Annotated in this window: 11 protein-coding genes; 10 read left to right on the forward strand and 1 reads right to left on the reverse strand. The window is 68.5% G+C overall.

The annotated features are described in order from the left end of the window. Positions 1 to 3: 3 nt before the first annotated feature. The 8 genes from D1610_RS10070 (at position 4) to ribH (ending at position 6,632) form a co-directional block, all read left to right on the forward strand. Positions 4 to 417, forward strand: coding sequence for a type II toxin-antitoxin system VapC family toxin (locus D1610_RS10070; RefSeq protein WP_182466776.1), 414 nt, complete (start codon positions 4 to 6; stop codon positions 415 to 417). Continuing rightward, positions 414 to 1,739 carry a glutamate--tRNA ligase gene (gene gltX, locus D1610_RS10075; protein WP_118864026.1) on the forward strand — a complete coding sequence of 442 codons (1,326 nt, stop codon included), beginning with the start codon at positions 414 to 416 and terminating at the stop codon, positions 1,737 to 1,739. The genes D1610_RS10070 and gltX overlap by 4 nt, the downstream gene beginning before the upstream one ends. 97 nt (positions 1,740 to 1,836) lie before the next feature. Continuing rightward, positions 1,837 to 2,484, forward strand: coding sequence for an energy transducer TonB (locus D1610_RS10080; RefSeq protein WP_118864027.1), 648 nt, complete (start codon positions 1,837 to 1,839; stop codon positions 2,482 to 2,484). Between the two features lie 59 nt (positions 2,485 to 2,543). Further along, positions 2,544 to 2,891: a hypothetical protein gene (locus tag D1610_RS10085; RefSeq protein WP_118864028.1), complete on the forward strand. Its 348-nt coding sequence runs from the start codon at positions 2,544 to 2,546 to the stop codon at positions 2,889 to 2,891. After that, entirely contained in the window at positions 2,879 to 3,892 is a 1,014-nt protein-coding gene (gene ribD, locus D1610_RS10090) for a bifunctional diaminohydroxyphosphoribosylaminopyrimidine deaminase/5-amino-6-(5-phosphoribosylamino)uracil reductase RibD (RefSeq protein ID WP_425453212.1), read from the forward strand. Before D1610_RS10085 ends, ribD begins: the two co-directional genes overlap by 13 nt. 16 nt (positions 3,893 to 3,908) lie before the next feature. Further along, the gene (locus D1610_RS10095) at positions 3,909 to 4,514 is read left to right on the forward strand and encodes a riboflavin synthase (RefSeq protein WP_118864030.1); all 606 of its coding nucleotides are present in this window, start codon (positions 3,909 to 3,911) and stop codon (positions 4,512 to 4,514) included. 222 nt (positions 4,515 to 4,736) lie between these two features. Then, on the forward strand, positions 4,737 to 6,020 hold the full coding sequence (ribB, locus tag D1610_RS10100) for a 3,4-dihydroxy-2-butanone-4-phosphate synthase (protein ID WP_118864031.1): 1,284 nt from the start codon (positions 4,737 to 4,739) through the stop codon (positions 6,018 to 6,020). 192 nt (positions 6,021 to 6,212) lie between these two features. Continuing rightward, positions 6,213 to 6,632: a 6,7-dimethyl-8-ribityllumazine synthase gene (gene ribH / locus D1610_RS10105; protein WP_118864032.1), complete on the forward strand. Its 420-nt coding sequence runs from the start codon at positions 6,213 to 6,215 to the stop codon at positions 6,630 to 6,632. A gap of 675 nt (positions 6,633 to 7,307) precedes the next feature. Here ribH and D1610_RS10110 read toward each other — a convergent pair. Continuing rightward, positions 7,308 to 8,396, reverse strand: coding sequence for an alkene reductase (locus D1610_RS10110; protein WP_118864074.1), 1,089 nt, complete (start codon positions 8,394 to 8,396; stop codon positions 7,308 to 7,310). A gap of 60 nt (positions 8,397 to 8,456) precedes the next feature. On the opposite strand from D1610_RS10110, the gene D1610_RS10115 reads away from it, so the two are divergent. Continuing rightward, complete coding sequence (locus D1610_RS10115; RefSeq protein WP_118864033.1) at positions 8,457 to 9,395, forward strand: DMT family transporter; 939 nt, start codon at positions 8,457 to 8,459, stop codon at positions 9,393 to 9,395. Further along, positions 9,392 to 10,054, forward strand: coding sequence for a COQ9 family protein (locus D1610_RS10120; protein ID WP_118864034.1), 663 nt, complete (start codon positions 9,392 to 9,394; stop codon positions 10,052 to 10,054). Before D1610_RS10115 ends, D1610_RS10120 begins: the two co-directional genes overlap by 4 nt. Positions 10,055 to 10,176 lie beyond the last annotated feature (122 nt).

The following is a 10,176-nucleotide window of genomic DNA, read 5'->3' on the forward strand; positions in this document are numbered from 1 at the left end:
TATGTGGCCGATGCGTCGGTCGTCGGTCCGCTGCTGTTCAAGGACGAAGCGGATGCGCTGTTCCCCGGCTTGCTCGACAGCTTCGTCGCTGGGGAATGCCTGGTCCCCGGCCATTGGCGACTCGAAATCGCGAATCAGATGCTGGTCGGGATGCGCCGGAAGCGGGCGACGCCTCAAGAAGCCGACACGCTGACGGCAATGTTCGGTCAGTTGCCGATCGCGGTCGATGCGGAGACCAGTGAGCGGGCGCTTGGCGCCACCTACCGGCTGGCCGTCTCGCACAACTTGACGATTTACGACGCCGCCTATCTCGAGCTCGCGCTCCGCCGCCGGCTTCCGCTGCTCAGCTTCGACCGCGACCTGTTGAAAGCGGCGGCTGCCGAGAATGTTCCGCTTTTCGACACGGGCGCGCCATGACCTCCGTCACCCGCTTCGCCCCTTCGCCGACGGGAGCGCTCCACATCGGCAATATCCGCACCGCGCTGATCAACTGGCTGTGGGCGCGCAAGAGCGGCGGGCGCTTCCTGCTCAGGATGGACGATACCGATTCGGCGCGTTCGACCGAGGATTTCGCCCAGGGCATTCGCGGCGACCTCGCCTGGCTGGGGCTCATCCCCGATAGCGAGGTACGCCAGTCGGACCGGTTCGATCTGTACGAGGGGCGCTTCGCCGCGCTGCGCGACGCCGGCCATGTCTATCCCTGCTACGAGACGCCCGAGGAGCTCGATCTGCGCCGCAAGATCCTGCTCGGGCGCGGGCTGCCGCCGGTTTACGAGCGGACGGCGCTCAAGCTGAGCGACGCCGACCGCGCCACGCTGGAAGCCGAGGGACGACGGCCGCATTGGCGCTTCAGGCTCGATCACGACCAGCCGATCGCGTGGGACGATCTGATCCGCGGGGCCCAGCATTTCGACGCGCACGCGCTGTCCGATCCGGTGATCCGCCGCGCCGACGGCAGCTGGCTCTATATGCTGCCGAGCGCGATCGACGACGTCGAAATGGGCGTCACCCATGTCGTGCGCGGCGAAGACCATGTCTCGAACACCGCCGCGCAGGTGCAGATGTTCGCCGCTCTGGGCGCGTCGCCGCCCGCCTTCGCCCATGCCGCGCTGCTGACCGGGGCGGAGGGCAAGCTCTCCAAGCGGCTGGGCTCGCTGGGGGTCGATCATTTCCGCGAGGCCGGGATCGAGCCGATCGCGGTCAAGGCGCTGCTCGCGCGTCTCGGAACGAGCGATCCGGTCGAGCCAGTGGTGGACACCGCGCCGCTGGTCGCAACCTTCGACTTCTCCCGCTTCGGCCGCGCGCCGGCGCGTTTCGACGAGAGCGAGCTGGCCCAGCTCAACACCCGCATCGTCCACCAGCTGCCCTTCGGCGCGGTGGCCGATCGCCTTCCCCAGGGCATGGACGCCGAGGCCTGGGACGCGGTGCGGCCCAACCTGATCACCGTCGCCGATGCGGCGGTCTGGTGGAGGGTGGTCGAGGGGCCGGTCGCCGTCACGCCCGACCCCGGAGATCGCGATTATCTGGCCCTCGCCCATCGGCTGGTCGGCGAGATCGACTGGTCCGCCGATCCGTGGCACGCGCTGACCGGCGCGCTCAAGATCGCGACGGGGCGCAAGGGCAAGTCCTTGTTCCTCCCCCTGCGCCGCGCGCTGACGGGAATGGACCATGGCCCCGACATGGCGGCTTTGCTGCCGCTGATCGGGCGGGAGCGAGCGCTGGAGCGGCTGCTGCCATGACGCAGAACGGGCTTGCATATGCAATGTTATAATGTAGCATTGGAGCCAGGCTGACACCCGGCCTGTCGGGCGGATCGGCCACTCAAGGAGAGCGATCATGGCCTATGCCAATGTCCAACCCAGGAAGCTCAACCCCGCCAGCCTGGCTGCCGCCATCGCGATCAACGCCGCCGTCTTCGCCGCGCTGCTGACCGCCGCGCCCGCGGTCGAGAAGGTGATTCCCAAGGCGATCGAGATCTTCACTCCGGTCGAACCGGAGCCGCCCGAGCCAGTGCCGGCCGAGCCCAGGCCGCAGCCAAGGACGGACACGGCCAAGCCGCCGGTCGTCGATCGGATCGTCGAGACGCCGACAACGCCCAGAACGCCGATAATCGAGCTCACCCGCGATCCCGTCATCACGCTCGATCCGCCGGTCGCAGGCACGATCGATACCGGTCCCATCGCCCCGCCCGCGCCGGTGATGACCGAGGCCGTGATCGATCCGCGCTACCTTCGCGACTTCCAGCCCAGCTATCCGCCCGCCAAGATCCGGCTGGAGGAGGAAGGGCGGGTGACCGTGCGCGTGCTGGTCGGCGCCGAGGGACGCGTGCTGCAGGTGCGGCCGGTCGGCAATCCCGATGCCGATTTCTTCGCCGCCACCAGGAAGCAGGCGCTCGCCAAGTGGCGCTTCAAGCCGGCGACGCGGGACGGCGCGCCGATCGAGGCGTGGCGGGAGATTTCGGTGATCTTCCAGCTCGACGGCTGACGCCCGGGAGGCCCTGGGGCTGGCGGCAGCGGGCGCCAGCCCCTAGGTTATCAGGCGTCATGTCCTATTTCTCCCGCTTCTCGCCGTTGCGCGCCTATCGCGACCTCAGGCTGTTCCTTTCCTATCGCAGCAAGCACGAGCTGTGGTTCGGCATCGCCGCGATCGTCATCACCGGCACGATCCTGGCGGGCTTCGTCGTCGATTCGCGGATGCCGCGGCCGTACAAGCGCGAGATCATCTATTTCGACAACTGGCCGGCCAACCGCACCGATGCGGAGATCATCGCCAAGCAGAAGGTCGACCAGGCGGCGCGCGAGAAGCAGAAGGCGGAGAACGACAGGATCCTCGCCGAGCGTCGCGCCAAGTTCAAGAAGGTCGACGACGCGCTGGAAAGCTGGGGGCTTTGAACGACGCGCGGTGGATGGCCGCCGCGCTGGCGCTCGCCGAGCGCGGCCGCGGCCTCACCGCGCCCAATCCCAATGTCGGCTGCGTCATCGTCAGCGACGGCCGCGTCGTCGGGCGCGGCTGGACGCAGGCGGGCGGCCGTCCGCACGCCGAGGCGATGGCGCTGGGTGAGGCCGGCGAAGCCGCGCGCGAGGCGACCGCCTATGTGACGCTGGAACCGTGCGCGCACGAAGGCGGGCGCGGCCCAGCCTGCGCTCCGGCGCTGGCCGAGGCGGGCCTGGCGCGGGTGGTGATCGGGATCGGCGACCCCGACCCGCGCACCGACGGCGAGGGAATCGCGCATCTCGAACGCGCCGGCGTCGCCGTGACCCGGAACGTGCTTGCGGCGCAGGCGCGCCGATCGATGGCGGGCTTCCTGACGCGGCGGGCGCTCGGCCGTCCGCACGTCACGCTCAAGCTCGCCGCCTCGCTCGACGGGAGGATCGCGCTGGCATCGGGCGAGAGCCGCTGGATCACGGGGCCGGAGGCGCGCGCGCATGCGCATCTGGAGCGAGCGCGGCACGAAGCGATCCTGGTCGGGCGCGGCACGCTGGCAGCGGACTCGCCTTCGCTCGACGTGCGGCTGCCGGGGCTGGAGGCGCGCAGTCCGCGTCGGGTCGTGCTGACGAGCGCGGGTGCTCCGGACGGCTGGATGGCGATCGCCGCACCGGACGATGTCGCCGCGCTGGAAAGCGTCGATCACCTGCTGGTCGAAGGCGGAGCGAAAACCGCCGCCGGCTTCCTCGCCGCCGATCTGGTCGACCGGCTGCTGCTCTACCGTGCGCCGATCCTGATCGGCGAGGGGATCGCGGCGCTGGGCGATATCGGACTGGCGTCGCTCGACGCCGCGCATGGCCGCTGGCGACTGGCCGATGCGCGCGCGCTTGGCAGCAACCGGCTGGACGTCTACGAGCGCGCCCGAGCCTCATCAGGAAAAGTGGATACCACTTTTCCGCCCGGATGAGGCGGGAGACCAAGGCATGTTCACCGGAATCATCACCGATATCGGCACGATCGAGGCTCTCGAACAACGCGGCGACCTGCGCGTGCGCATCGCCACGGCCTATGACACCGCCACCATAGCCCTGGGCGCGTCGATCGCCTGTTCGGGCGTGTGCCTGACCGTGGTCGATCTCGGGCCGGGCTGGTTCGCGGTCGATGTCTCGGCCGAGACCGTCTCGCGCACCGCGCAGGGGCAGTGGAACGAGGGTCGCCGGCTCAACCTCGAACGCGCCTTGAAGGTGGGCGACGAGCTGGGCGGGCATATCGTCACCGGCCATGTCGACGGCGTCGGCGAGGTGGTGTCGGTGACGCCGGAAGGCGATTCGCATCGCGTGACCGTCGCGGCGCCGCGCGACATCGCGCCGCATCTCGCGGCCAAGGGATCGATCGCGGTCGACGGGGTGTCGCTGACGGTCAATGCGGTCGAGGACACGCCGGAGGGCACGCGCTTCGGGCTCAACATCATTCCGCATACCGCGGCGATGACCACGCTTGCCGGCCTCGGGCCGGGCATGGCGGTCAACCTCGAGATCGACGTGCTGTCGCGCTATCTGGCGCGAATGCGGGATTTCGCTGCGGCGTAGCGGATAGAAGAAGAAGGGTGGATTCACGCGAAGGCGCCAAGGCGCAAAGAAGAAAATAGAAGGATTTGAAGCCGCTGCGCAGCATATTCCTCCTCCGCTTTCTTTGCGCCTTCGCGCCTTCGCGTGAACCATCCTTTTTGTGACAGCCGCAACGCCGCGTTGTATCACACCATAATGTGATTCATCCTTGATGATCTGCTGGAAATGTGACACACCGGCGGCATGAGCACCCCCCTGATCGACAGCCTGCGCGATCTGATCGCCGAAGGCTCCATCACCAAGGCCGGGCTTGCCCGCGCGGTCGGCCTCCACGCCAACTCGCTGCGCCGGCTCGACGAACCCGACTGGAACCCCACCGCCGAGACCCTGCTGAAGCTGGAACGCTTCCTGGTGCGCGGCGGCGGCAAGGGGGTGATGGCGTCGGCCGAGGAGATCATCGACGAGGCGCGCAACGGGCGGATGTACATCCTGGTCGACGACGAGGACCGCGAGAATGAGGGCGACCTGATCATCCCCGCGCAGATGGCGACGCCCGACGCGATCAACTTCATGGCGCGCCACGGCCGCGGCCTGATCTGCCTGGCGATGACCAAGGCGCGGGTCGACGCGCTGGGGCTCGACCTGATGAGCCGTTCGAACGGCACGCGCCACGAGACCGCCTTCACCGTCTCGATCGAGGCGCGCGAGGGCGTCACCACCGGCATCTCCGCCGCCGACCGCGCGCGCACCATCTCGGTCGCGATCGACAACGCCAACGGCGCCGACGCGATCGTCACCCCCGGCCATGTCTTCCCGCTGGTGGCCCGCGAGGGCGGCGTGCTGGTTCGCGCGGGGCACACCGAGGCGGCGGTCGATGTCAGCCGTCTGGCGGGCCTCAACCCTTCGGGCGTGATCTGCGAGATCATGAAGGACGACGGCACCATGGCGCGGCTCGACGACCTGATCGAGTTCGCCCATCTGCACAACATGAAGATCGGCACGATCCGCGACCTGATCGCCTATCGCCGCCGCCACGACCATCTGGTCGAGAAGCGCGCCGAGGCCCGGTTCGAAAGCCAATGGGGCGGCGAATGGCGCGTGATCACCTATTGGAACAAGGCCGCCTGCACCGAGCAGGTCGCGCTGACCAAGGGACATATCGATCCCGACAGGCCGACCCTGGTCAGGATGCACGCGCTGTCGCCCTTTTCCGACATCTTCGGCGAGGCGGGCGAGCGCTCCTCGATGCTCAAGCGATCGATGGAGATCATCGGTGAGGAGGGCGCAGGCGTGATCGTCGTCATCAACAAGCCGCGCGCCGACCAGTTCACCCGCGCGGTGCAGCTGAAGGCGGGCGAGAAGCGCTCGACCGACATGGAGGAGCTGCGCGACTACGGCGTCGGCGCGATGATCCTGACCGAGCTCGGCGTGGAGGAGATGGTGCTGCTGACCAACACCCATCACAGCCTGGTGGGACTGGATGGCTATGGGCTGTCGATCGTGGGAGAGCGGCCGGTAGTGGCGTGAGGCGGACTGAATTCCCGATCCGTCACCCCGGACTTGTTCCGGGGTCCATCGGGCGGCAAGGGTAAGAGCCGGAGGCGTGAGCGCTGCTCTTGCGGCGCGATGGACCCCGGAACAAGTCCGGGGTGACGGGGTGGGGGTGAGTGACGCACACCGGCGTCGGGATGGCGCGTGAGAGCTACCGAAGGAATGACAATGGCCAAGATCCTGATCGTCGAGGCGCGCTATTACGAGCATCTGAACGACCTGCTGCTGCTCGGCGCGCGCGCCGCGATCGAGGCGGCGGGGCAGGCGCATGAGACGGTGACCGTGCCGGGGGCGCTGGAGATCCCCGCCGCGATCATGCTGGCGTCCGAGAGCGACCGCTATGACGGCTTCGTCGCGCTGGGCGTCGTCATCCGCGGCGAGACCTATCATTTCGAGATCGTCGCGGGGGAAAGCGCGCGCGGGATCATGGCGCTGACGATGGACGGGCTCGCCATCGGCAACGGCATCCTCACGGTCGAGAACGAGGCGCAGGCGCTGGAGCGCGCGCACCCGACCCACAAGGACAAGGGCGGCGAGGCGGCCAAGGCCGCGCTCGCGCTGATGGAGCTGCGAGCGCGATTCGCCTGACCCTTCCGGGCGCTGTTCGGTCATGCATCATATAGGGAGCCGCGCGCGGTCGAGAGATGGGATGGGCCCCTGCCTTCGCAGGGGCGACGGGGACAGGTGCAAGCCGCCCAAAGGTAACGGGCAGTTGAGGAATTTGAGCCTCGAAGCCGTTTCCCACCGGGCCGGTCCCTCGCGCGATCGCAAGTTGACGCATTTGACAGGCTGATGCCCGCGCGCGCCAGGCCGCCGTTCCACCGATCGCCAAGTTGACACATTTGAGCAATTTGGCCCTCGAAGCCATATTCGCGTCGGCCGGGCTTCTTCGCAAACGCCAAGTTGACGCTTTTGAGATGGCGAAGCCCGCGTGCGTTCGCGCCCGCCCGCAAGTGGACGTTCGGCCAGCCGCTCGCCAAGTTGACACATTCGAGGAATTCGACGCTCAAGCGCATGTTCGCCTCGCACCGCCTCCGATCCGAACGCGCGTCATGGCGGGGATGCTGCGGGTCATCGGCAGAAGAGAATCGGTTCACGGACATGCCGCAAGTTTAACCGATCTGGTTCTATGTAGGAAAGCGAAAAATTTGCGGGGTGTCGCTTATCCCGGTCATCTTCGTCGTCCCTGCGCAGGGGCCGGCAAAGTAGTATTTTGCCAAGCGCCCCCGCGCAGGGAGGACACAAAAAAGCGAACCGCTCGGTTCATTCAGCGGCGAGGCGCTCCAGCGTCGGATAGTCGACATAGCCCTCCGGCCCCTGGCTGTACCAGGTCTTCATGTCGTCCGGGTTGAGCGGCGCGCCGGTGCGGAAGCGTTCGGGCAGGTCCGGGTTGGCGAGGAAGGTGCGGCCGAAGGCGATCGCGTCCGCCGCGCCCGCATCGAGCGCCGCCTGCGCCTCCGCGGCGCGGTAATCGCTGTTGAGCACCAGCGGGCCGGCGAACGCCTTGCGGATCGCGGGCGACTGCTTGGGCTGCAGCGAGCGGCCATAGGTGCCGTCCGGCCCGGGCTCGCGCAGCTCCAGAAAGGCGATGCCGATCCGGTCGAGCGCCTTCGCCGCGGGAACGAACACGCTTTCGGGGTCGCTGTCCTTGACGCCTTGCGAATTGCCGTTGGGCGACAGGCGCACGCCGACGCGGTCTGCGCCCCAGACCTCGGCCAGCCGCTCGGTCGTCTCGACCAGCAGGCGGATGCGGTTTTCCGGGCTGCCGCCATAGTCGTCGTCGCGGAAATTGGCGTTGTCGCGGAGGAACTGGTCGATCAGATAGCCGTTCGCGGCATGGAGCTGGACGCCGTCGAACCCGGCCTTCTTCGCATTTTCGGCCGCCCGCGCGTAATCGTCGAGCAGGCGCGGGAATTCGTCGCGGCGCAAGGGGCGCGCCTCCTCATAATCCTGCTTGCCCTCATAGGTGTGCGCCTGGCCCGGCGCGGCGGTCGCCGAGGAGGACACCGGCTGCCCGCCGCCGAGCGACGAATGGACGATGCGCCCCATGTGCCAGAGCTGCGCGACGATGCGGCCGCCGGCGCGGTGGACCGCCTCGGTGACCGGCTTCCACGCTTCGGTCTGCTCGTTCGTCCACAGCCCTGGCGCATAGGGCCAGCCGAGCCCTTCTCGGCTGATGCCGGTCGCCTCGCTGATGATCAGCCCGGCGCCGGCGCGCTGGGCATAATATTCGGCCATCAGCGGCGTCGGCACATGATCGCGGGTCGAGCGGCCGCGCGTCAGCGGCGCCATCAGGATGCGGTTGGGGCTGCGAATCGCGCCCAGCTGGATGGGGTCGAACAGGTTCGGCATCGGCGGCTCCGTCATTCGTGCGAGACAGGCGAAGAGATAGGGCGCTAAGGCCAGCCGCATATGACCGACGCGCCAAGAATAAGTTTGCCGTCGAGAAGCAGACCCCCCGCCGCCGCATTCGTCGCGGTGCTGGCGGGCAACGTCGCGCTCGCCTTCGGGCCGTGGTTCGTGCGGATGGCCGATGTCGGCCCGGTCGCTTCGGCCTTCTGGCGGCTGACGCTCGCCGCGCCGCTGCTGGCGATCGCGATGGTGGCGATGAAGCAGACGCCCCGGAAGCTGCCGGGCGTGCTGTGGCTGACCCTGCTCTTGTCCGGCCTGTTCTTCGCCGGCGATCTGGCGAGCTGGCATCTGGGCATCCTCAAGACCAAGCTCGCCAACGCGACGCTGTTCGGCAACGCCACCAGCCTGATGTTCCCGATCTACGGCTTCCTGCTGGCGCGGGCCTGGCCCAATCGCTGGCAGGTGGCGGCGCTGCTGCTCGCCGCGGTGGGCGCGGGGCTGATGTTCGGGCAGAGCTACGAGCTATCGCCCGAGAACCTTGTCGGCGACCTGCTGTGCGCGCTCGCCGGCCTCCTCTACACGCTCTATTTCATCGCGATGATGCGCGCGCGCGACACCATGCCGCCGCTCCCCGCGCTGACATTGTCGACGCTCGCCGGCATCCTGCCGCTCGCTATCGCGGTGCCGCTGTTCGGCGAGACCTTCCTGCCCCAGGACTGGGGCCCGCTGATCGCGCTGGCGCTGGCCAGCCAGGTGCTGGGGCAGGGATTGATGATCTACGCGCTCGGCCATCTCGAGCCGATCGTCGTCGGCATCGCGCTGTTGAGCCAGCCGCTGGTCGCCGGGGCGATCGGCTGGCTGGCCTATGGCGAGACGCTGGGGCCGATCGACTTCGCCGGGGCGGCGATGGTGGCGGCGGCGCTGGTGCTGGTCCGCCGCGGGCCGCGCGCGCCGGCGCAGCTTGCGCCGCCCGGCGCTGCCTCTAGATTGGGCGAATGACCGATCTGCCTGCCGATCCGACGCTGGACGAGGTGCGCGCGCACCTCGCCCCCGAGCTTGCCGCCAACGCCGCGTTCGACGGGTGGAACGCGCAGGCGCTCGATGCGACCGCGGGGGCGAAGGGGGTCGATCCCGACATCGCCCGGCTGGCCTTTCCCGGCGGCGCGGTCGACATGATCGACGCCTGGTTCGAGAGCGTCGACCGGCGCATGGCCGAGGCGCTGCCGCCCGAACGGCTCGCGGCGATGAAGATCCGCGAGAAGATCGCAGCGCTGGTCGAGGCGCGGCTCGCCATCCTCGCCCCCGAGCGCGAGGCGCTCAGGCGCGCGCTCGCGATCCTCGCCATGCCGCAGAATATCGTGCGCGCGGCGAGGCTCGGCTGGCGCGCGGCGGACCTGATGTGGCGCATGGCCGGCGACACCGCGACCGATTACAACCATTATACCAAGCGCACGATCCTGGGCGGGGTCTACGGCGCGACGGTCACCGTGTTCCTCGACGACGAGAGCGAGGGCTGGGCCGACACCCGCGCCTTCCTCGCGCGGCGGATCGAGGGGATCATGCGGTTTGAGAAGACCAAGGCGCAGCTGCTGGCGCGGGGCCAGCACCGGCCGTCGCTGAGCCGGTTCGTCGGGCGGTTGCGCTACCCGGCGGTCTAGGGTCCAAACTCAATTAGAACAGGGTCGTGACGGAGCGGATTTTGGCGCCAGGCTAGGAGCAAGGAGGGAGCGATGCCATAGCATCGTGACCGACGCGCAACGCCGCATGGCACCAAAAGCCG

Source organism: Sphingomonas gilva (assembly GCF_003515075.1).
GTDB lineage: Bacteria > Pseudomonadota > Alphaproteobacteria > Sphingomonadales > Sphingomonadaceae > Sphingomonas > Sphingomonas gilva.